Here is a 21,844-nt window from a genome sequence, read left to right as displayed (position 1 = left end):
CGGCTCAGAAAAAGACGGCGGTGCGGGCGATGATAGCACCGGCATTGCCATATGGCATGTTCGCCCGCACGCTGCCCGTGCTCGCCACGCCATCGTCGAGCTTGCTGTCGATCTGCTCGGCGTAGCTCTCGGGCAAGTTGTCGAAACGGATGCCATTGCCGGCGCGGCCGCCCACTTCATCGTTGTACAGGTAGACGGCGCCGCCCTGGGCGCTGGTCATGAATTGCGAGGTGCCGTTGTAGGAACCCGTGATGAAGCCGCCCAGCGCCAGGTGTTGCGGCGCCAAGGTGAATTCGCGCGGCTGGCCGTCGCCGATCTGGCCGTCGCCATTGCCGTTGCCGGCCGAGTTGGGCACGTGCACGGTGCCCTGGATATCATCGCCGGGCAGGGCGCGGAATTTGTCTTGGTAGGCGTTGACGGCGGCCGTCAGCGCATTCGATTGCTGGATGATGTTTTTCACCTTGGCGCTGTCGATCAAGCCTTGCCCCTTGAGCACGCCACCGAGCAGCAGGCCGATAATGACCAGGACGATGGCGATTTCTACGAGTGTAAAGCCGTGCTGGCGACGTGGAGGCATGGGAATTTCCTTGGAAAAAAGTGCTGGGGCTGGGTATGGCAGTTTACTGCAAATGTTATCGGGCGCATGGCATTTCGGGCGGCGGGTCATGGCGCCACCTTTCCTTTCTTTGCGGCAAGTTGCTTGGCAAGTTCGTCGAGCCGGCGCGCCAGGAAAGCCAGCTCGTGCGGGTCGGTGATCTGGCCGCTGGCGATCAGGCCGCCGATCACCAGGCGGGCGCTGTCGAGCTGGTCCATGTCTTCCAGGATGAATGCTTCCATCTCGCGCACCCAGGCTGGCACCTGCGGCCCCGTCGCCAGCTGCCGCAACTCGCGCGCATACGACAGGGCCAGCGGCAGGTCGTGCAACTGGTGCTTGGCCGCCAGCACCGCCTGCGCCATGGCGGGCCAGCGACGGTCCGGGTCGGCGGCAAAGCTGGCGGCGACAAAGGCCAGCATGCGCCGCGCGCGCTGTGGATCGGCCACGCCCGCATACACTGTACTGGCGGCCACCAGCGCGTACTGGCTGCGCGGATCGAGCGTTTGCGCCGTGTCCAGCCAGCCGGCCAGGCGGTCATAATCGAGCTGGCGCCACGGCAGGCTGACGCCGGGCTGGTCTTCGAACGATTGCAGGTACAGCAGCATGGCCTTCGACATCGCCAGCGGCTCGCCCAGGCTGGCCAAGCGCGCCACGGCCGCTGGCGGCGGCGCAGGCAGGGGCTGCGCCTGGGCGGGAGCGTGCTGCTGCGCCAGGCGCCAGCCCAGCTGAAGCAGCAGACATGCGGCCAGCAGCCAGCACAGGGGGCGCGGCACGCTCGACCAGGGGCGCTGGGCGCTGGCCATCAGATGTTGCGGCGGTAAAAGTCGCACAGCGCGCAGCTGGCCAGCAAGCCGACATAGATGGCTGTCTGCGCCGCCACGCGGCCCAGGGCTTGCCAGTCGCCGGTCGCGTACAGCAGCCAATCGGTGCGCGTAAAGGCGTCGAGGCGGGGCAAGAGCAGGGCCAGCACGTCGATGGCGCCGGCCGTGGCCCGCTGCAGCCAGGAGTCGCCCGCCTGCGCGCCGTGCGCCAGCAGTTGCAGGCTGCCCAGCATGCGCGCCAGCACATAGAAGCCGCCGGTAGCGGCAAGCGCGGGCAGGGCCTGTTGCAGGCTGGCCGCGCACAGCAGGCTGAAGGCGGCGACGATCCATAGTTCTCCCAGCAGTGACAGCGCCCACAGCGCGCTGTGCGCGGGTGCGGCGAACAGCGCCATCAACAGGCCGAACAGCAAGGCGGGCACGGCCGCCAGCGCTGCGTAGCCCAGCAGTTTGCCCAACAGGTAGGCCGCGCGCGGCATGGGCAGGGCCAGCAGCAATTCAAGGCCCCGCTCGGCCGCTTCGCGCGCCATACTGGTGATGATGAACGTGGCCAGCAGGAAGACGCTGACCAGGCGCAGGGTGGCCGCCAGCAGCGCTGCCTGCACGGCGCCGCTTTCCGTCAGCGCCAGTTGCTGCAGGAAGCCGGCCAGGGCGGCGGCGCCGCAGGCGGCCAGCACGAATAGCCACAGCAGGCGGCTGCGCAGCGCTTCGAGCAGCGTGTAGCGGGCGATGGTGAGGGCGGGCCGGAGCATCGACATGGGTATCTGCATCAGCGGGGCAGCCTTTGGGCCGCTACCATGCGGTTGAACAGGATATTCGGCGACAGCCAGGTAACCAGGTCGTCGAACTCGCCGCCTGGCTGCTGCGGGCCGCTGGCGGCGCGGCTGATGAAGGTGGTGGCGTTCGATGCATTGTTGCGCTCGTCGACATTGTTGCCGAAAGGCACAGCCTGGCGCTGGCCCTGCACGCTTGTGGCGCCAAAGCCGTTCTTGCCTTGGGACATGATCATGGCGGGGATGTCGTTCAGCGCCGTCGCCTGCAACAACGCGCCGCCATTGCGCGTGACGATGCTGATGTCGCGCGGCGTGGAAAGGCTGAAGAGCTGGCCGCTGTCGCTGAAGGCCGGCGTCACGCTGTAGCGGAACAGATTGTTCCAGCTGTCGCCTTGACGCAGCCCCAGCGTGGCCCACGGCAGGAAACCGGCGCGTTTTTCACCATTGCAGCGGACGCCGCGCCGGTCTTCCAGGCCATTGCCGGCGGAAATGGCGGGACACGGCAGGTAGCCGTAGCGCAGCGCGTAGCCCGTCAGCGCCTCCTTCGCTTCATTGAGCGCCTGTTGCGTCTCGGCCACCTTGCGCTGCTCCAGCTGCACCGTCAACGGTGTGACCAGACCGCCTATCATCAGGCCGACGATGACCAGCACGATGGCGATCTCGATCAGGGAAAAGCCGCGCTGGCGGCGGTACGGCAGAGGGCGTGCGCTCATGGCAGGTTGCGCGCGGCGCGCATGCGTTGGTACAGGGTGGGCAAGGTGATCCAGGTGAGCATGTCGTCAAAGGTGCCGCCCGGCAGCGCGGCATTGTCGGTGGCGGGGCGGGCAATGAAGCTGCGGCTGGCGCTGTCGTTGGCCGCTTCATCGACATTGTCGCGTGCCGTATTGATCTGCGTCACGCCGCTGGCGGCCGTGCCGTGATGATCCTTGCCCTGCGAAAACAGCACGACAGGCAGGCATTGGGCGCTGACGTCGCACAGTGCCTGGCCCGCCACGAAGGCGAATTCGCCGCGGCGGTCGCGGCCCAGCACGACGCGGTTGGCGATGGCGGAAAACGAGACGATGGGTGCGCGCGCCATTTCCGGCGTGACGCTGTAGCGCAGCAGCTTGCCCCAAGCGTCACTGCCCGCCACGCCCAGCGCCACCCACGGCAGGAAGCCGCTGCACTCGGCGTCGTCGGTGCAGTCGGCGGCCCGCTCGCGCCCGTCGAGGGCGGAGGCGGCCGGACGGGGCAGGCGGCCTTGCGTGGCGGCAAAGCCCAGCAAGGCTTCGTGCGCCTGCGCCAGGGTGGCCAGGGTGCGCTGCTGGCGTTCGGCTTCGCCCGACTTGCGGCCGAAGGCGCTGATCAAAAGGCTGGCCGCCCCCAGGCCCAGCACTGCCACCAGCAGGAGCAGGGCCGCGCCGCGCTGGCGATGTGGGTGTCGTGGCGTCATGGCTGTGCCTCCTGTGCCTCGGTGACCGTGCCGCTGGCCGGGTCGTAGCGCTGGCCAGGTTTCAGCAGCACCACCTGGCCCGTCGACAGGCGCAAGGTCAGGGTGCCGGCTGCGCCGGACTTGTCGCGCGCGAGACGGTTGTGCGGCTCGTTCTGCGCTTCCTGGTTCAGCCAGACGGTGGAGCGGCCGCTGCTGCGCAGCACCACGCCATTCAATTCCACGGGCGGGGCGGGTGGCGGCGATGGCGGCGGCGGGGGCGGTGCCAGGGCGGGATCGGCCGCCGGCGGCCCGTAGCGCTGCGCATCGATCTGGGCGCGCTGCTCGGGCGACAGGAACAATCGCCCCAGCTGCGGTGTCTGGGCGCGGGCCGTGAGCGCGCTGCCGGCCAGCAGTGCGCACAGGACGAGGGTGTACTTCATGGCCGCTCCAGTTCGGGCACGGCCATGCTGCCCAAGGTCAGCCATAGCAACTCGCATTCGGCGCCCAGCGTGGGCGTCCCTCCACTGCCGCCGCCGGCCGCCGCCTGGCGCTTGAGCGTGCAATCCTGCACGGCGAAATAGCCGGCCTGGCGCAAATCGTCCAACAGGTTCAGCAAATCCATCTCGTGCAGCAAATCCATCTGCAGGCGCATGCGGCTGCCGCGCAGATGATATTGCCCCATCACCATGGGCAACGGCACTTGCAGCCCTTGCTGCGGGCTGATGTCATAGCTGATCGGCAATAATTTGCGCTGTTCCTGGCTGCGGCGGATGGCGTCGATCCAACCCAGACGGTTTTCCTCGCCGATCAGGCCGCGCTGGCGCAAGGCTAAAAATTGCGGTTCGTAGGCGCGGATTTCCTGCTTTTCCGCTTCCGCGTGGTTGAACAGGGTGGCCGCTGCCGTGCGCGTATGCTGGGCCAGGTACAACTGTTGCGCTTCGCGCATGCGATAGGCGGCGCTCAGGCTGAGCAGCACCAGGCTGACCAGCAGGGTCAGCGCAAAGCACAGCAGGGCGTTGCGCACCAGGTGCAGTTCGCCCAGCCAGGCGGGCAGGGTACGCGTGGGCGTGCCGGTTCGCTGCATGCCGGGCAGGGGCGCTTGCTTGACGGGGCCGCTCATGGCTGCCACGCGAGCAAGAGGGTAAAGCGGGCCTGGCTGTCCGGTGCCGGCGCGGCGCTCTTGCCGGACAGGGTCACGCTGGGACGCAGGTCGAGCGGCGTTTCCGCTATCGTCACCTGCATGCCCGGCTGGCGCGCCAGGGTTTGCGCAAAGGCCGTGATGGCGGCCAGTGCGGCGCGGTAGTCATTGTTCGGCATGGCCACGTCCGCTTCCAGGCGCAGCGCCTGCGGCGGAGCGACAGGGATGCCGGCCATGGCGCTGCGGGGCGGCGCACTCGCACCCTGCTGCTGCGGTGGCTGGCCACTGGCGGCGCGCGCGGGCGCCCGTCCCGCATGCCAATGCAGCTGGCTGAGCGCAACCTGCGGCGCCTGGTCCAGCGCGGCGCTCAGCATGCCCAGCAGCCGGCCCGGCTCCGGCGCCTGGCTGGCGATCATCTGGCCCAGGGTCACGGCCACTTTCATGTTTTGCGTCTTGGCTGGCGCCGGCGGCTGCGCCGACATGACGATGCGGTAGCGCTCCTGGTAGGACGCCGTTTCCTGCGCCAGGCGCTGGGTGGCGGCCCCGTCGGCTATGCCGCCGAGCAAGTTAATCGCGCACCACAGCGCGGCCGACCCACCGATCAGCGCGCTGGCGCCGTACAGCGTGTTGCGCGCGCGCTGGAAGTGGTAATAGCGGGCCAGCGCACCGGGCGGATAATGGCTGGGCGGCGGATGCTTGCCCAGCAAGGTCAGCAGCAATTCGTCGGCCAGCGCCGGCGTCTGGCGCAAGCCTACCCGTTCGCCGGCCTGCTGCAGGTCGATGAAGTGGTAAGCCACTTCGACACCGTTGTCGCACAGCAGTTCGAGCTTGGCGATCTGCGCTGCCGGCGCCAGGATGACGGTATTGAGCATGTCGCCGCGCGCCAGCATGCGCGTGCTGGTGAGAAATTGCCGCGTCTTTTCCGTTTCCAGCGCAATATTCACGGCCACGCCGTCGAGCGCGATGGCCAGGGTCTGGCGCGAGAAGCGCAGCTGGCCCTTTTCATAATAGCTTTGCCGCAAGCCGCCCGATTGCTGCGTCACCAGCAGCAGGTGTTCGTGCGCGATCGACAGCTTTTTCACCAGGGCAATACTCAGCAGGCTGGTTGAGTAGATGCCTGCCACGGGCACGCGCAAGTGCTCAAGCGCCTCCGTCCACGGCTGCAACAAGGTGGGGTTGGTCAGCGCAAAGAACAGCACCTGGTCGTCGTGGCGGCCGGTGCTTTCACGGCCCAGCAGGGTGCTGCCCCGGTAGGGCGTATCGCGGTGCAATTGCTGCTTGCGCCGCTCCAGCAGCGCCCGGCCCGCCTTGCCACGCACGTGGGGCAGCAGCTGGCGCTGGAAATCTTCCTCGATCAGATCCGTCAGCAGGTAGGCGGGCACGCCTGACCGCTGTGCCTGCGTATCTTCCAGCCACGCGGCGAAGTCGTCCAGCCCGGTTGCGCTGGCGGGGAAGGTCTGGCCCTGGCCCAGCACGCCGTGGTCCCAGTCGTAGGCGCACAGGGCGTCGCTGGTAATGTAGAGTAATTGTTTGCGGAACACGGCGGCCTCAGATCTTGATTGTGCTGATAGTGTCGTAAATCGGCCCCAGCACCGACAACATGATCCAGCCCAGCAGCAGGCCGAGGATGACCGTCATGGCCGGCTCAATCATGGCCTGCACTTTTTCGATCAATTCCTTCACTTCGCGGTTGTAAAAGTAACTGACATTGCGCAAGGCCGTGTCCAGCGAACCCGTTGCTTCGCCCACCTTCAGCATGCGGATCACCAGCGGCGGAAAGATGCCCGTGTGCTGGAAGGCGGCGGTGACGCCGTAGCCCTCGCTGATCAGCTGGGCGGCGCGGCGCAGGCCGGCCGCCACCACCTGGTTACCGGCGATGCCTTCGGACAGGCGCATGCATTCCAGTATGGTGATGCCGGAAGCATACATCAGGGCAAAAAACGTGGCGAAGCGGGCCAGGATGATCTTGTGCAGCACTGGCCCGACCAGCCACAGCCGCAGTTTCAAGCCATCCCAGGCATAACGGGCCGCCTCGCTGCGGCGGATCAGGGCCCGCAGGCCGAAGAACAGCAGTACGGGCAAGGCCAGCAGCAGATACCAGTAGGCGATGAAGACATTCGATACGGCAATGAGCACGCGCGTATGCAGCGGCAACTCGCCGCCCATGTTGCGAATGAAGGCCGTCAGCTGTGGCACGAGGTAAATCATCAGGAAAAACGTCACGGCCGCCACAACGATAGCCACGATGACGGGGTACATGATGATCTTGCGCGTCTGCGAGGCCAGCTCGTCCTGCCATTTTAAACTTTCCGACAAGTTCTTGAACACCTCGGCGATCCTGCCGCTTTGTTCGCCCGCCAGGATCAGGCTGGTGAATGTGGCGTCGAAGATGTCACCATGCTGGGCCAGCGCGCCGGAGAGAGGTAAGCCGCCCTCGATGCTTTCAATGAGATCCGTGACGACTTCGCGCAGGCGCGGGTGATCCGTGCTTTCGCGCAAGTCGTTCAAGCCTTCCAGGATGGGCACGCCGGCACCCGTCAATTGTTCCATGTGGAAGCAGAAATTGATCAGGTCGCGGCGGTGGATGATGCGCTTGCCCAGCAGCACCAGATACTGGCCCGTGATTTTGCAATCGATCAAGTCGAGTTGCATGCGGTGCAGGCGCGCTTCCAGGTCCGGTACGTTGGCCGCCTCCATGCTGCCGGGAATCAGGGCGCCGGCGGCATCCATGGCGCGGTAGACATATTGCGCCATCAGGTCAGCCTTTCCGTCAGGTCGACCACGCGGCCCACTTCTTCCAGGGTCGTCACGCCTTCCAGCACGCGGCGCATGCCATCGTCGACGATGCCCTTGAAGCCGGCCGCGCGCGCCGCGTTCTTCAATTCGCGGCTACTCGCGCGGCGCGCCGTCAATTCATCGAGTTCGGCCGTCATCTTGAGGATTTCCATGATGGCCAGCCGGCCCTTGTAGCCCTGGTGCACGCAGCGCTCGCAGCCGACAGCGCGGCAGATGGACACGGGCGCATCGTCCGCCGTCAAGCCCAGCAGGCGGCGCTCGACGTCGTCGGCGACCGTCGTTTCCTTGCAGTGCGGACACAAACGGCGCACCAGGCGCTGCGCCACGATGCCGATGATGTTGCCGGCCATGATGTCGGGCAGGATGCCGATGTCGAGCAGGCGCGCGACGGAACCGATGGCCGAGCTTGTATGCAGGGTGGAATACACCTGGTGGCCCGTCATGGCGGCGGCAAATGCCATTTCCGCCGTTTCGCGGTCGCGGATCTCGCCCACCAGGATGATGTCCGGGTCTTGCCGCATCATCGAGCGGATGCCGTCGGCAAAGCCCAGCTTGACCGATTCGTTGACGGAGGTCTGGCGTATCATGTTCATCGGATACTCGACCGGGTCCTCCAGTGTCATGATGTTGACGCTTTCCGTATTGATATGGTTGAGTATCGAATACAGGGTGGTGGTCTTGCCGCTGCCCGTCGGGCCCGTCACGAGGATCACGCCGTCGGGGCGCGCGATCATTAATTTGAGCAAGTTGAGTTCCGCCTCGGCCAGGCCCAGGGAGTCCAGCGGGACGATGCCTTTTTGCCGGTCCAGCACGCGCAGCACGACGTTTTCGCCATGCGTGGTGGGCTGCGCCGAGGCGCGGAAGTCGATTTGCCGCCCGGAAAACTTGATGCTGATGCGCCCATCCTGCGGCGCGCGCGCCTCGGCGATATTCATATTCGACATCACCTTCAGGCGCACGGCCATGGCCGGCCAGTACGATTTGTGCAGGCTGCGGATTTGCCGCAGGATGCCGTCGATGCGGTAGCGGATGCGCAGGAACGACTGTTCCGGCTCGAAATGGATGTCCGAGGCGCCATTCTGCACGGCGTCGGCCAGCAGTGCGTCGATCAGGCGCACCATGGGCTGGCTGTATTCGTCCGACGGCGAGGCCATGCTTTGATAGCTGACTTCGCCCGTTTCGATTTCGTGCAAAATGCCGTCGATCGACAGTTCGAAGCCATAGTACTGGTCGATGGCGCGTGAAATGTCCGATTCGTTGACCAGCACGGTGGATATCGTGATGCCCTTGACCAGCATGGCGCTGATTTGATCGAGCGCGACGATGTTGCTGGTGTCGGCCATGGCCAGTATCAGGTTGTCGGCTTGCCGTTCATACACGATGGGAAACACGCGGTAGCGCTTGGCCACGTCTTTCGGGATCAGTTTCAAGGCGATGGCGTCGACCACCAGGCTCGCCAGGTCCGCGCTGACCTGTTTCAGGTTTTCGCTGAGCGCCTCGCGCACGGTCGCTTCCGTGACGAAGCCCAAGGTGATGAGCAGCTTGCCCAGCGGTTCGCTGCTGCGCCGCTGCTCGATCAGGGCGATGCGCAACTGGTCTTCGCTGATCACGCCTTTCTGGATCAGCAACTTGCCCAGCGGAAGTTTTGCCTGTTCTGCCATGTAGTGCTTATTCCTGACGGGGTGTGATGATGGCCGGGTCGGCCAGGTCGCGCAGACGCGTTTGCACCACGGCCCGGTCGAATGCGGCGGGCGTGGTTTGCGCCAGGGTCAATGCGCGCTGGTAATACGTGGCGGCCAGCCTGGGCTGGTTCAGCCGGTCCAGGCCCACGGCCAGGTTGAAGGCATAGTCGGGATTGCCGGGCGCGGCGCCGTAGGCGCGGAAAAATTGCTGCTGCGCTTCGTTCCAGCGGCGTTGCTTGGCATACACGTTGCCCAGTGCAAACAGCACGGGGGCGCTGTCGGGCGTGCGCGCCAGGATGGCTTTCAGTTTTGCCTCGCTCTGCACCACGTCGCCCTGGCGCAGGCCGATCAGGCCGGCCAGCGCCTCGCCATCGTCGGGATTGATTTCCAGCAAACGTAGGTACAGCGCTGCCGCCTGCGCGCCCTGGTTTTCGCGCAGGGCCACGGCCGCCAGGCCCAGCAACGCGTCGCGGTTATTCGCATCCTGCCGCAGCACGGTTTCATATTGCTGCCGAGCAAGACCCAGCTGGCCCCCGTTGAAGGCCTGGTAGGCTTGCTGCACGCCGGGGTTGATTTGCAGCGCGGCAACGCTGCGCTGCACCTGGATCTGGCTATTCTCGGGCGCGGCCACGGGCGGCAGGCTGGCGGGCGCGGGCGGCGCCATGTGCGCCAGCTGCGCTGCCACGGCGGCCTGTGCCGCCGCCTGGATCATGGCCTGCTGGTTTCTTGCCTGCTGTTCCACCGCACCCGCTTGCTGGCGCGCGTCGCGCGGGTAGTCCGGCGGCAAGGCGGCGGGTGCGGGCGGAGCATCGGGCTGCGTCGCCCCCGTTGCCGACACCACTACGATGGGAGCGGCGCCACCGGCCGTGCCCGGGGCATCCGTCAGCGGCATGGGCACGCCGGGCAGATTGGCGCCCGCGCCCGGGCTGGTGCTGGCGCGCCAGTACCAATATGCCATGGAAGCGGCCACCAGCAGCAGGATCGCCAGCAGTACAGCCATTCGCACGGTGGCCGGGTCGACGCTGATGGGCCCCGTGGGGCCTTTCGGTGGCGTATTGCTGCGGCTGGCGCGTGGCCGGGCGGGTGGCGGTTCCGGGCGCGCACGCGGCGGCTCGGGAGGCGGGCCTGGCTGCGGGTTTGACTGTAAGCCTGGCTGTGAACCCGGCTGGGCGCCACTGGGCGCGGGCGGCGCGGGTGCATCCGGCAGCGGTTCCAGGCTCAAGGTGCTGGCAGGCTGCACGGGTGGTGCGGCAGGCACGGGACGCAGCGGCAGGGCGTCGGCCGGTGCCAGTTCCAGCACCTGGTCGTAGGCTTCGGACGGCTTTTCCAGTTCCTCGTCGGCAAGGCTGTTCTGCTTGGCGCGCTCGGCCTTCTTGAGCGCCTGCATCAGCAAGCTCATGGGAAGTCTCCCTGCAGTCGCGCCTGCGGCTGAACGGGTGCCGCTGGCGGGCCATCCGTGTACGGCTGGCTGTTGAGCGGCGCCTGGCCGGGCAGCAGGTAGCGGTAGTCGCGGTAATCGCCATCGACGCTGGCATCTTTGACCACTACGGGGCGCATGAAGATCACCAGCTCCGTCTTGCTGCTCGCCTCATTGCGATAGGTAAACAAATTGCCCACCAAAGGCAGGCTGGACAGGCCCGGCACGCCATCCCTGGCGTTATCGAGGGAATCTTGCATCAGGCCGCCCATCACGGCGATCTGGCCATTGCCCACTTTCATGATCGATTCCAGCTCGCGCGCCTGGATCACGGGCACGCGGCTTTGCACATTCGCCGTGGCCAGTGCCGGATTCGGATCTTGCACGTAGCCCACGATGCGCGTAATGGTGGGGCGCACGTTCAAGGTCACTTCATCGCTGTCGGAAATCTGCGGCGTGACGCTCATGACGAAGCCGACAGGCACCGTTTCCAGTTTCGATTCATACGTGGCCGGCGTGGTGATGGTGCCGGTCGAGCTGATCACGGCGGGCGTCACCTTGATGGTAAAGAAGACATTGTTGTCGACCACCTTCAGCATGGCCGTCTGATTGTTGAGCACGCTGATCTTCGGGCTGGATAGCACTTTCACCTTGCCGAACGATTCGAGCAACTGGATGGTGGTGGAAAAACTGTCTTTCAGATAATTGAGCAGGAAAATGCCAGGCGTGGCGTTGGGCGTGACGCCGCTGGACAGGGCTGCCGTGCCCACTTGCCCCTGGCGCAGCTGCAGGCTGCCCGTCAGGCGCGACCAATTGATGCCTTGCTGGTATTCATTGCTCAGGCGCACTTCGATGATGGTCGCCTCGATCAGCACTTGCCGCTTGGCGCTGTGCACGACCGCGTCGAGGAATGCGGCAATCTTTTCATGCTGGCGCCCCGTGGCCCGCACGGCGATCAGCCCGCCCTCCACGTTGACGACGACCGACGAGGGGCTGCCCTTGTTGGCCAGTTTCAACAGCGGCATGCCGTTCACGTCCAGCGGCTGGCCAGGATTGGCGTTCTGGCTGGCCACCTGCTGGCCCGGTGCCGGCGCATATTGGGTGCCATACTGTCCGCCATTCTGCATCGGCGGCTGGGCGCCGTACTGGCCCGTCGCGCCCGTCGCGGGGACATTGCCAGCCTGGTTCTGCGGCTGTCCAGGCTGTCCTTGCAGCCCCTGCTGGCCGGACACGTTCGTCAATTGCTGGTTCAGCTGCGCCAGTGGGTCCACCTGCACGTCGTTGAGCGTGGTCTCGCGCAGCAGGTCGCGGATATTTTTTTCCAGGCTATACCAGAAATTATTTTCCGAACGATTCACCACCAGGGTGGTCGAATTGTTATTGCCATTGCCGCCGCTGCCTTGCGTGTTGCCGACAGGGTTGCTGGTGTTGCCACCGCCACCGCCGGCCGTAGAAATTTGCGTGGCAATATTCACGCTACTGTTGGTGCTGCGCGCGATGTTGACGTAATCGACCTTGTAATTGCGCCACACGGGCGCGTCGGGCAGCACCGTCAGGTTCTTGCCATCGATTTCGTAGCGCATATCGACTTGCTTGCCGATACGCGACAGCAGTTGCGGCAGGGTCTGGTTCAGCGCATTCAGGGTGACGCTGCCCTCGATCTGCGGATGGATGTCGATATTCATGCCGGCGTCGCGCGCCAGCGCAAACAGCAGCGATTGCACGGGCACCTTGTGCACGGTGACGCTGTAGGTTTCCACTTTGGGCGCCGGCAGGGGGGCTGCCAGCGCACTGCTTTGCTGTACTGGTTCGGGAATCGCGCCGGCGGGGCGGGGCGGTGCATTGATGTGGCTCGGCGACAGCGGCGTTTGATGCGCGGCGCAGCCGGCCAGCAGGGTGCTGCAGGCGAAGGCGACCCAAGAGGCCAGCACAGGAATAGGGTGTTGATTCATGAAAAGTTCGCCCTTGGAGTCGTGTTGTGCTTTTGTAATTTTACCCAGCATGATGGCCTAAAAGCAATCGGCTGTGCAGGCTTGGGAGGCAATATGCAGAAATAAAGTCAGGGTGTACCACGTCCCGTTTTTGCCGTAGCCAAGGCTTTCATTTCCGTGCGGATACTGTTTATGTCGCTCAGCAATATTTTCTGTGGCGACGCCTGGGCCAGTCTGGCCCAAACGGCTTCGGCGCTGGCCCGGTCGGCAAAGCTGCCGTAGACGATCGCCAGGCGCGCGGCGCCGCCGCTGGGTGCCTGCGGTGGCGTCGCCTGCCGCGCTTCGGACAGAGTACCGGGCGGCGTATTTGGCGCGATATTTTTCGGAAATGCGCCAGGCAGGCGAAAGACATGGATGTCGCGCAGGCCGATGGCTTGCTGCGCCTGCTGCAAAAATGTTTCTGCCGCGGCCGTCTCGCTGGCTGGCAGGCTGGCGATCTGCAGCACCAGTTGCTGCGGCCCTTGCTGTGCCAGCCAGTCGCGCGATTCGGCCAGCTTGCTGTCGAGCAGCGTTGACGGTGCTGCCGTCCGAGCATCGGCGTGCGCGATAGTGCTGGACGGGGGGCTCGAAGCCGGCGCCATCTCCGCCGCTGTCTGGCCCTGGCTGCTTGCCAGCCATTGCCACAGCAGCGCAGCGGCCAGTACCAGCATCAGCGCGCTCAAGGCCCCCGCCAGCAGCTTGCCTGCGTGCCATGGGGCGCGGTAGAAGGGGCTGTCGGCGATGGCCAGGCGCACATGGTGCGCGCTCACTTGCTGCGCATCGTCCGCATACGCGGCCAGCAAGGCTTTGTCGGCCAGGATGTTGATCCTGCGCACGATGCCTTGCGCGGCGCGCGCCAGCAGGCGCAGCGCGGCCGGGGTGAAAACGAGCGGCCCCATGCGGCCGGCGGCGGCCAGGCGGCACGCCAGATAATCGTTCAACAACGCCTGCGGCAGGCATGGCACGGTAAAACTGTGGGTGATGCGTTCCTTTAACTGGCGGAACTGGGGCAAGTCCAGGGTGTGCTGCAATTCCGGCTGGCCAAACAGCACGATTTGCAGCAGCTTGTGGCTAGCAGTTTCCAGGTTCGTCAGCAGACGCAGTGCTTCCAGGGTGGGGCCCGGCATGGCTTGCGCCTCTTCGGCCAGCAGCACCACCTGGCGCCCGGCCGCATGCCGGGCGATCAGCTCGCCATGCAGGGCGCGCAGCACGGCATCGGCGCGGCAGCCGTCCAGTGCCAGGCCCAGTTCGGCGGCGATGGCGTGCAGGACTTCGTCCGGTTCCAATCGGGGATTGAGCAGGTACAGCACGTCCATCTGGGGCGGCAGGCGTTCGGCCAGCATGCGGCACAGCATGGTCTTGCCGCTGCCCACTTCGCCCGTCAGCTTGATGATGCCTTCGCCTTGCGTGACGGCATATAGCAGCGCATCGAGCAGGGCGCCCCGTGTATTGCCCGTATAAAAGAAGGCCGGGTCCGGGGTAATGCCGAAGGGCGCCGTGCGCAAGCCGAAATGGCGCAGGTACATGCCGTGCGGGGATGGTGCGTAAGGCCGCTCGGACGGCGCCTGTAGCATGGCGTGCGTGTCGGCGTTCATGCCGCGATGCAATTGAGGAAAGCCTGTTCCAGGCTGGCGCCCGCCACACCGCCATGGTGCGCGCGGCATTCGGCGGGCGTGCCTGTGAACACGATGCGGCCCCCATGCAAAATGGCCATGCGGTCGCACAATTCTTCCACATCGGCCAGCGCATGCGAGGTGAGCAGGGCGCCGCGACCTTGCGCGCGCGCCTGCCGCAGCACTTGCTTGAACTGCGCGCGCGCCTTCGGGTCGAGTCCGCTCATCGGCTCGTCCAGCAGCAGTTGCGGCTTGCCCGACAGCAAGCAAGCGGCCAGCCCCAGTTTCTGCATCATGCCTTTCGAATAGTCGCGCGCGGGGCGCAGCAAGGCGTCCGGCGCCAGGTCCAGTGCGCCCAGGACTTGCCGCAGCGCTTGCGCATCGGGACGCACATTGTGCAGGCGCGACAGATAGCGCAGAAAGTCGTCGCCTGTCAGGTAGTAGGGCGCCTGGAAACGTTCCGGCAGAAAGGACAAGGGCTGGCGTGCCGCGCCGTGCCGGTGCGGCACGCCGAAAATGGCGATCTCGCCTCGCTCGGGCGTGCAGAAGTCGAGCAGGCATTTCAGTAGGGAAGTCTTGCCCGCGCCATTTACACCGACCAGGCCGAACAATTCCCCCGCGCGTACCTGCAGGTCGACGCCGCGCAGCACGGCGCTGCCCGCCAATTGCAGATGCACGTTGTGAAACTCGATGGCGCAGGCGTTCATAGGGTAATGGTCGGCAGGCAAGACGGCGTACGACCACCATTATTGCCGTGGGCGCAGGTGGGCGGCAAGTGTTTCCTTGCAGAGTGTTGAAATGCGCGAAAATCAAGCCACGGAATGTATTTTCTTTAAGAAACAACAGGTTCTGGAATAAAATAGCCCCGCGCGCCGCTGGCGTGTAGCATCTGTTGAATCTGTCGAGGAGCAAGCATGGCAAGGCCAGAGAAAGTCAGGCTCGGTGAAATTTTGGTGCAGCAGGAGTTGCTGACGGAACAGCAATTGGGCCTGGCCTTGACGGAGCAAAAGCGTTCTGGCCGCAAGCTGGGCCGCGTCTTTGTCGAACATGGTTATGTGACGGAAGAGCAGATTTCCGGTGCCCTGGCGCGCCAGCTGGACATTCCCTACATTAACCTGAAGTTCTACAACATCAATCCCGAGCTGGTGCGCCTGCTGCCGGAAACCCAGGCGCGCCGTTTTCGCGCGCTGGTGCTGGAAGACCGGCGCGAGGGTTTGCTGATCGGCATGTCCGACCCAACCGACCTGTTTGCGTACGATGAAATCTCGCGTCTGGTCAAGCGTCATATCGAGCTGGCTGTCGTCAATGAAACGGAAGTGCTGGCCGCCATCGACCGCATCTACCGCCGTACGGAGGATATCTCCACCCTGACGCGCGAGCTGGAGCAAGACCTGGGCGACGTGTCCGTCGACTTTGGCGCGCTGGCCGCCAATCCGGGCCTGGAAGAGGCGCCCATCGTCAAGCTGCTGCAATCGGTGTTCGAGGACGCCACCCAGGTGCGCGCTTCGGATATTCATATCGAACCGCAGGAAGGGCGGCTGCAGATCCGCTTCCGCATCGACGGCGTGTTGCACCTGCAGACGGAAGCTGACATCAAGATCGCCAGTTCGCTGGCGCTGCGCCTGAAACTGATGTCGGACCTGGATATTTCCGAGAAGCGCTTGCCGCAAGATGGCCGCTTCGCCATCCGCGTGAAAAACCAGCGCATCGACGTGCGTATCTCGACCATGCCGACCCAGCACGGCGAATCGGTGGTGATGCGGCTGCTGAACCAGGCCGGCACTTCGCTGCGCCTGGACGCCATCGGCATGCCGCCCGAGCTGGTGGAACGCTTCCGCGCCATCGTGCACCGCCCGAACGGCCTGGTGCTGGTGACGGGGCCGACCGGCAGCGGCAAGACGACGACCTTGTATTGCGCGCTGGCCGAACTCAATTCGGTGGAAAAAAAGCTGATCACGGTGGAAGACCCGGTCGAGTACCGCCTGGCTGGCATTAACCAGGTGCAAGTGAACGACAAGATCGAGCTGAACTTTGCGCGCGTGCTGCGCTCAGCCCTGCGGCAAGATCCCGATATCGTGCTCGTCGGCGAGATGCGCGACCAGGAAACGGCGCAGATCGGCTTGCGCGCCGCCATGACGGGTCACTTGGTGCTGTCGACCCTGCACACGAACGACGCCATCAGTACGCCGCTGCGCCTGATGGACATGGGCGTGCCCCGCTACATGGTGGGCAGTTCGCTGCAAGCCGTGCTGGCGCAGCGCCTGGTGCGCGTGATCTGCGAAAGCTGTACCACGCCGTATGTGCCCACGCCCAACGAATACGAATGGCTGCGCATGGAGCTGGGCGAGCTGGTCGAGCGCAACCAGTATTTCCACGGCAAGGGCTGCTCGCATTGCAACGGCATGGGTTACCGGGGCCGCACGGGCGTGTACGAATTGCTGGAAATCACGCGCGCCGTGGCCGATGCGGCCAATCATGCCGACCCTTCGCACTTCATGAAGGTGGCATTGGCCCAGATGGCGGGCGCGACCTTGCGTCGTCATGCGGTGCAACTGGTGATACAGGGCCGCACGACGGTCATGGAAGCCATGCGCATCAGCAACCAGACAGAGGATTGACGTGCCTTTCTTTGCCTACAAGGCCCGCAGCGCGGGCGGCGATCTGCTCCAGGGGGTGCTGGAAGGGGCCGATAGCGGCGCTGTCGCTGACCAGCTGTTTGCCACCGGCGCGACGCCGGTGGAAATCCTGCTGACCAAGAAAACCGTCGCCAGCAGCACCGACATAGGCTGGTGGCAAAAGCTGATGGAGAAAAAAGTCAGTTCCATCGATGTGCAATTGTTCAGCCGCCAACTCTATACGCTGCTCAAGGCCGGCGTGCCCATCATGCGCGGCCTGGCCGGCTTGCAGGAGTCTTCCATCAGCCCGTCCTTCGGCCGCGTGATCAAGGATTTGCGCGAATCGCTCGATGCCGGACGCGAATTGTCGGCAGCGATGCGCCGCCATCCGGACGTGTTTTCGCCGTTTTACCTGTCCATGGTGCGCGTGGGGGAAATGACGGGGCGCCTCGACGAAGTCTTCCTGCGCCTGTTCGATCACCTTGAGTTTGACCGCGAAATGCGGGCGCGGGTGAAGACGGCGACGCGCTATCCCAGCTTCGTCATTGCTGCCATGCTGATCGCCATGGTCATCGTCAATATGTTCGTGATTCCCCAATTCGTCAAAGTGTTTGCCAGTTTCAACGCCGAATTGCCCTTGATGACCCGCATCCTGATCGGCACCTCGGCCTTTATGGTCAATTACTGGCCGATATTGCTGGCGCTGACGATTGCCGGGATCGCCGCTTTCCGGGCCTGGTTGCGCACCGTGCCAGGCCGCTACACGTGGGATCGCTACAAGTTGCGTTTTCCCATCGCCGGCAAGATCATCCTGAAAGGCACGATGGCGCGCTTTGCGCGCAGCTTCGCCTTGTCCAGCACCAGCGGCGTGCCCATCGTGCAGGCGCTGACGGTGGTGTCGCAAACGGTGGATAACGCGTATTTGTGCGCGCGGGTCGAACAGATGCGCGACGGCGTCGAGCGCGGCGACAGCATCTTGCGCACCTCGGTGACGGCGGGGGTCTTCACGCCGGTGGTGCTGCAAATGATCGCCGTCGGCGAAGAGTCCGGTTCACTGGACGAGTTGATGAATGAAATCGCCCAGATGTACGAGCGTGAAGTGGATTACGAATTGAAGACCCTGTCCTCGCAAATCGAACCCATCCTGATCGCCTTTCTTGGCGTCATGGTGCTGGTGCTGGCGCTGGGGATCTTCTTGCCGGTGTGGGACTTGGGCAAGGTGGCCCTGCATAAATGACGCAACGCCATTCGCCAAAAAACAGCATGATGGCTGGCAATGCAAGGCGCCGGGGTTTTACCTTGTTTGAATTGGCCGTTGTCGTGTCCGTCATCGCCGTGCTGGCGGTCGTGCTGCTGAGCCGGCTTGCCACCCTTCAGCAGGAAGCTGAGCGGGTTGCGGTGCAGCAAACGATAGTGGCTTTGCGGGCAGGCTTGCGCATGCAAGTGCTGAAACTGTATGCGACTGACCGGCAAAGCCAGTTGTCGGCGCTAGCCGGGCGGAATCCCGTCGATTGGCTGGCTGAAAAGCCGCGCAATTATTTGGGTGCCTTTACGGCGCCGGAGATAACAAAACTTCCCCAAAGTCATTGGTTTTTTGATCAAAGTAATGCAGAATTAATATATATATTAAATAGAGGCAACACTTTTAGCGGATACCGTTCCGAGTTGCTTCAATTCAAGGTAAGCTTGCGGCAAGCGTCCGCTACTCCGGCCAAGCCCTCAACCCCGGCTGAGGCGCCGGAGGTGGCCCTGATACAGATGGGCGAGGCGGGCTGGCTGAAATAGTTTTTTTATTCTGTCGGCAAATTTTGCCAGCATTGTTTTTTTGATTTTTTGGAGATCAGCATGAAGCTCAGCAATAATAAGCAGTCGATTCGTCGTTTTCAACAAAGTGCCCAAGCGGGCTTTACGCTGATCGAGTTAATCGTCGTCATCGTCATCCTGGGCATACTGGCGGCTACCGCGATTCCACGTTTTATCAATTTGTCGGCTGACGCCCGCCTGGCGAAAATCAACGGTGCCCGCGCCTCGGTGCAGGCAGGCGCTGCCTTGGCCCATGCGCAATGGCTGGTCGATGGTGCGATCGCAGCAGCCCCTTCGGTGACAATGGAAGGCCTTGCCGTTACTCTGACGAACGGCTATCCTAGTGCTAACGCCACCGGCATCCTCGCGGCGGCCGGCATCGCGGCACCGGATTTTACTGTGACGGGCACGGGACCGTTAACGATCGCCGCTGACGCCGCCCATGCTACCTGCTCGTTTACCTATACAGCCGCCGCCGCAGTCAATGCCGCGCCGATAGTGGGCACCACACCTGCCACTGCATCTCCAAGTTGCTAATGACGTAATCCCCGCATGCGGCGGCCATCCGCGCCGCATGCAATCCGCCTGGTTTACCAGGCGTTTTTTATTCTTCCTGGCATGTGTCAACCGGCATGCCGCTCATTGCCACAGGCGTACATGATGCTGTTTCCAGCAGGTTTGATGTTTGCCGGACCAGCCAGCCGTGGGCGCCGGCAGCGCGGCTTCACCCTGGTCGAGCTGATCGCCGTGCTGGTGGTGGGCGGCTTGCTGGCGGCCGTCGCCATGCCGCGCTTTTTCCAGCCAGACAGCTTTGACGCGCGCAGCTTTGCCGATCAAAACGTGAGCATGCTGCGCTATGCGCAAAAACTGGCGATCGCGCAAAACCGGCCCGTGTTCGTCCGGCTCAACAACAGCAGCATCGCCCTGTGTTTTAGCGCCGCCTGCGAGGTGGCCAACCGCGTCTTGCCGCCGGCCGGCAGCAACAGCGGCCGCAAGGCCACCCTGGCCGCCTGTGCGAATGCCACAGCGTGGCTGTGTGAGGGTGCGCCCAACAAGATCAGCTACAGCGTGCCGCTGGAAGCGGCCGCCTTTTACTTCAATGCCCTGGGCCGTCCTTACAAGTCCACTGACACCGAACCCGTCTCCAGCTTTCCTGCGCGCGTCAGCATCGGCATCGGCATGAGCGGCGGCATGACGCGCAACATCGTGGTCGAAGGGGAGACCGGCTATGTCCATGACTAGGTCCGGCGCCGAGGCGGCACGCTTGCCGGCGCGCATGACGGGGCAGCGGGGCGTGACCTTGATCGAGCTGGTCATCTTCATCGTGGTGGTCAGCATCGCCGTAGTTGGCCTGCTGCAAATTTTCGCCCGCACCACGGCCAGCAGCGCCGATCCGCAATTACGCAAGCAGGCGCTGGCGATCGCCGAAGCCATGCTCGATGAGATCGAAGGGGCACGGTTTACGTTTTGTGATCCGGTCGCCGATCCGGCGGCCGAGACAGCGAAGAATGCCGCGCCGTTCGACAGCGCCACCAACCCCTACGGTTGCAGTACGCCGCAAAATGTCAGCGCGACGGTGCCGGCCACGGGCCGGCCTTATTACAATGTCAGCGACTATGTGCGGGCCTTCAATGCTCCCGTCGTGTATGCCGATGACGCGGCCGGAACCGCTTTTCCTGCCGGCTATGTGGTGAGCGTGACCATTGAACCGGACGCGGGACTGGGGCCAGCCGACGCCAGGCTGCCTTCCGTCGCCGCGCCCGTCAACATGAATGTCTTGCGCATCACGGTTACCGTGACTTACGGCGCGAATCAACAGCTCGTGCTGGCCGGCTACCGCACGCGCTATGCGGGGGATGCCGTCCCATGATGACTTTTCCATTCCCCCGGCAGCGCGGTTTCACCTTGATCGAACTGATCGTGGTGATGGTGATCACGGCCATCGTTGCCGGCATGGTGACGGTGTTTATCCGTGCCCCCGTGCAAAGCTACCTGGATGTGACCGCTCGCGCCGAACTGGCCGACGCGGCCGATACGGCATCGCGGCGCATCACGCGCGACGTGCGCCTGGCCTTGCCCAACAGCGTGCGCGTGACGAACAACGAGAGCGGCAGCTATCTGGAGTTGCTGCTGACCAAGACGGGCGGACGCTATCTGTCGGAAGACGATGACCTCAACTTAACGCCGGGCAATGTGCTGGCCTTTGATCCCAGCACGCCGGTAAGCAAACCGAACAGCTTCACCATCGTGGGCGCCGCGCCATCCGGCTTGCAAGCCATCGTTCCCGGCGACTTTATTGTCGTTAATAACCTGGGCGGTCAGCCTCCCGTGAATGCCTACAATTGCAGCGGCCCATGCAACCGCGCCCAGGTCGCTTCCATCAGCGGCAACGATGTCACGCTGGCCAAGAACCCCTTTGTCGCGCAAACACCATCCATGCCTTCCCCCAGCTATCGTTTTCAAGTGGTCAGTACGGTAGTGACCTATCATTGCGCGCCGAATGCGAACGGCTCGGGCACGCTGACGCGCTATGCCGGCTATGCGATCCAGGTGGCCCAGCCGGTGAGCACAGCGGCGCTGGCCGGCGCGCCGTCCGCGGCGCTGATGGCCAATCAGGTGGCCCGTTGCGCCTTTTCCTTCGATACCCTGGCCAACGTGCAGCGCGGCCTGGTCAGCGTCAGCCTGACGCTGGGCGCGCCCGGCGGCAACGCTGGCCAGCTCACGCTGGTGCAACAGGCACAGGTCAATAATTCGCCATGACGATATCCCACCACCCCATACCTCGCCGGTGCCGGCCATGCCGCCCGGCGCGCGGCTTCAGCATCGTCACCGCCATTTTTCTGCTGGTGGTGCTGTCCGCGCTGGGCGTGGCGTTGCTTTCCGTCTCTACCATGCAGCATGCCGAGTCGGCGCTCGACGTGCAGGGCGCGCGCGCCTATCAGGCGGCCCGCGCCGGCATGGAGTGGGGCGTGTACCGGCAGCGCGTCAACGGCAGTTGTGTCGTCAGCCGCGATTTTGTCTTGCCCGCGAATGGCGCGCTGAGCGGCTTTAGCGTCACCGTCCGCTGCACGCCGGCGGCGGGCGCATTGCCCCGTTTTCAGGTGATTGCCACCGCCTGTAATCAGCCTGTGGGTGGCGTTTGCGCCACCGCCAACGCCACCAATAATCCCGATTACGTCCAGCGCGTCGTGCAGGCGGAGTTTTAAGCAAGGC

The 21,844-nt window shown here is 64.3% G+C and carries 22 protein-coding genes; 8 read left to right on the top strand and 14 right to left on the bottom strand.

Features of this window, described 5'->3' with window-relative positions:
• Positions 1-4: 4 nt before the first annotated feature.
• From ACQ4W7_RS23190 to ACQ4W7_RS23125, 14 genes are all read right to left on the bottom strand, one after another.
• Positions 5-577, bottom strand: coding sequence for a prepilin-type N-terminal cleavage/methylation domain-containing protein (locus ACQ4W7_RS23190; protein WP_426073802.1), 573 nt, complete (start codon positions 575-577; stop codon positions 5-7).
• 86 nt (positions 578-663) lie between these two features.
• A complete protein-coding gene (locus tag ACQ4W7_RS23185; RefSeq protein WP_436533565.1) occupies positions 664-1,398 on the bottom strand; it encodes a hypothetical protein in 735 nt (244 codons plus the stop codon).
• Entirely contained in the window at positions 1,398-2,171 is a 774-nt protein-coding gene (locus ACQ4W7_RS23180; protein WP_426073800.1) for an ABC transporter permease subunit, read from the bottom strand. The genes ACQ4W7_RS23185 and ACQ4W7_RS23180 overlap by 1 nt, the downstream gene beginning before the upstream one ends.
• Before the next feature lie 11 nt (positions 2,172-2,182).
• The gene (locus ACQ4W7_RS23175) at positions 2,183-2,899 is read right to left on the bottom strand and encodes a type II secretion system protein (RefSeq protein WP_426073799.1); all 717 of its coding nucleotides are present in this window, start codon (positions 2,897-2,899) and stop codon (positions 2,183-2,185) included.
• Entirely contained in the window at positions 2,896-3,618 is a 723-nt protein-coding gene (locus tag ACQ4W7_RS23170; protein WP_436533562.1) for a hypothetical protein, read from the bottom strand. The genes ACQ4W7_RS23175 and ACQ4W7_RS23170 overlap by 4 nt, the downstream gene beginning before the upstream one ends.
• The gene (locus tag ACQ4W7_RS23165) at positions 3,615-4,037 is read right to left on the bottom strand and encodes a hypothetical protein (RefSeq protein WP_436533560.1); all 423 of its coding nucleotides are present in this window, start codon (positions 4,035-4,037) and stop codon (positions 3,615-3,617) included. Before ACQ4W7_RS23165 ends, ACQ4W7_RS23170 begins: the two co-directional genes overlap by 4 nt.
• Entirely contained in the window at positions 4,034-4,717 is a 684-nt protein-coding gene (locus tag ACQ4W7_RS23160; RefSeq protein ID WP_436533558.1) for a hypothetical protein, read from the bottom strand. Before ACQ4W7_RS23160 ends, ACQ4W7_RS23165 begins: the two co-directional genes overlap by 4 nt.
• Positions 4,714-6,276, bottom strand: a complete 1,563-nt coding sequence (locus tag ACQ4W7_RS23155; protein ID WP_436533556.1) for a hypothetical protein — start codon at positions 6,274-6,276, stop codon at positions 4,714-4,716. The genes ACQ4W7_RS23160 and ACQ4W7_RS23155 overlap by 4 nt, the downstream gene beginning before the upstream one ends.
• 7 nt (positions 6,277-6,283) lie before the next feature.
• On the bottom strand, positions 6,284-7,489 hold the full coding sequence (locus ACQ4W7_RS23150) for a type II secretion system F family protein (protein WP_436533554.1): 1,206 nt from the start codon (positions 7,487-7,489) through the stop codon (positions 6,284-6,286).
• Positions 7,489-9,192, bottom strand: a complete 1,704-nt coding sequence (locus tag ACQ4W7_RS23145) for a GspE/PulE family protein (protein WP_436533552.1) — start codon at positions 9,190-9,192, stop codon at positions 7,489-7,491. Before ACQ4W7_RS23145 ends, ACQ4W7_RS23150 begins: the two co-directional genes overlap by 1 nt.
• Before the next feature lie 7 nt (positions 9,193-9,199).
• Positions 9,200-10,612 (bottom strand): tetratricopeptide repeat protein, encoded by a 1,413-nt coding sequence (locus ACQ4W7_RS23140; protein ID WP_436533550.1) that lies wholly within the window; start codon positions 10,610-10,612, stop codon positions 9,200-9,202.
• Positions 10,609-12,582, bottom strand: coding sequence for a type II secretion system protein GspD (locus tag ACQ4W7_RS23135; protein WP_436533548.1), 1,974 nt, complete (start codon positions 12,580-12,582; stop codon positions 10,609-10,611). The genes ACQ4W7_RS23140 and ACQ4W7_RS23135 overlap by 4 nt, the downstream gene beginning before the upstream one ends.
• A gap of 107 nt (positions 12,583-12,689) precedes the next feature.
• Positions 12,690-14,195, bottom strand: coding sequence for an ExeA family protein (locus ACQ4W7_RS23130; RefSeq protein ID WP_436533546.1), 1,506 nt, complete (start codon positions 14,193-14,195; stop codon positions 12,690-12,692).
• Positions 14,192-14,920: an ABC transporter ATP-binding protein gene (locus ACQ4W7_RS23125; RefSeq protein ID WP_436533544.1), complete on the bottom strand. Its 729-nt coding sequence runs from the start codon at positions 14,918-14,920 to the stop codon at positions 14,192-14,194. Before ACQ4W7_RS23125 ends, ACQ4W7_RS23130 begins: the two co-directional genes overlap by 4 nt.
• 207 nt (positions 14,921-15,127) lie before the next feature.
• Here ACQ4W7_RS23125 and ACQ4W7_RS23120 point away from each other — a divergent pair, with 207 nt between their 5' ends.
• The 8 genes from ACQ4W7_RS23120 to ACQ4W7_RS23085 all read left to right on the top strand — a co-directional run bounded on the left by ACQ4W7_RS23120 (position 15,128) and on the right by ACQ4W7_RS23085 (position 21,837).
• Positions 15,128-16,831, top strand: a complete 1,704-nt coding sequence (locus ACQ4W7_RS23120) for a GspE/PulE family protein (RefSeq protein ID WP_436533542.1) — start codon at positions 15,128-15,130, stop codon at positions 16,829-16,831.
• Position 16,832: 1 nt separating this feature from the next.
• Positions 16,833-18,065, top strand: a complete 1,233-nt coding sequence (locus ACQ4W7_RS23115; protein WP_426073787.1) for a type II secretion system F family protein — start codon at positions 16,833-16,835, stop codon at positions 18,063-18,065.
• Entirely contained in the window at positions 18,062-18,613 is a 552-nt protein-coding gene (locus tag ACQ4W7_RS23110) for a type II secretion system protein (protein ID WP_436533540.1), read from the top strand. The genes ACQ4W7_RS23115 and ACQ4W7_RS23110 overlap by 4 nt, the downstream gene beginning before the upstream one ends.
• 60 nt (positions 18,614-18,673) lie before the next feature.
• Positions 18,674-19,168: a prepilin-type N-terminal cleavage/methylation domain-containing protein gene (locus ACQ4W7_RS23105; RefSeq protein ID WP_436533538.1), complete on the top strand. Its 495-nt coding sequence runs from the start codon at positions 18,674-18,676 to the stop codon at positions 19,166-19,168.
• A gap of 120 nt (positions 19,169-19,288) precedes the next feature.
• Positions 19,289-19,873, top strand: a complete 585-nt coding sequence (locus ACQ4W7_RS23100) for a pilus assembly FimT family protein (RefSeq protein ID WP_426073784.1) — start codon at positions 19,289-19,291, stop codon at positions 19,871-19,873.
• On the top strand, positions 19,866-20,501 hold the full coding sequence (locus ACQ4W7_RS23095) for a prepilin-type N-terminal cleavage/methylation domain-containing protein (protein WP_436533536.1): 636 nt from the start codon (positions 19,866-19,868) through the stop codon (positions 20,499-20,501). Before ACQ4W7_RS23100 ends, ACQ4W7_RS23095 begins: the two co-directional genes overlap by 8 nt.
• Complete coding sequence (locus ACQ4W7_RS23090) at positions 20,498-21,391, top strand: PulJ/GspJ family protein (RefSeq protein ID WP_436533534.1); 894 nt, start codon at positions 20,498-20,500, stop codon at positions 21,389-21,391. The genes ACQ4W7_RS23095 and ACQ4W7_RS23090 overlap by 4 nt, the downstream gene beginning before the upstream one ends.
• Complete coding sequence (locus tag ACQ4W7_RS23085; RefSeq protein ID WP_436533532.1) at positions 21,388-21,837, top strand: agglutinin biogenesis protein MshP; 450 nt, start codon at positions 21,388-21,390, stop codon at positions 21,835-21,837. Before ACQ4W7_RS23090 ends, ACQ4W7_RS23085 begins: the two co-directional genes overlap by 4 nt.
• The last annotated feature ends 7 nt before the right edge of the window (positions 21,838-21,844 follow it).

This window comes from Janthinobacterium algoris (genome assembly GCF_051380935.1).
In the GTDB taxonomy this organism is placed as follows: domain Bacteria; phylum Pseudomonadota; class Gammaproteobacteria; order Burkholderiales; family Burkholderiaceae_D; genus Janthinobacterium.
The sequence above is the reverse complement of the archived record's forward strand: the minus strand, read 5'-3'. Positions and strand labels throughout refer to the sequence as shown.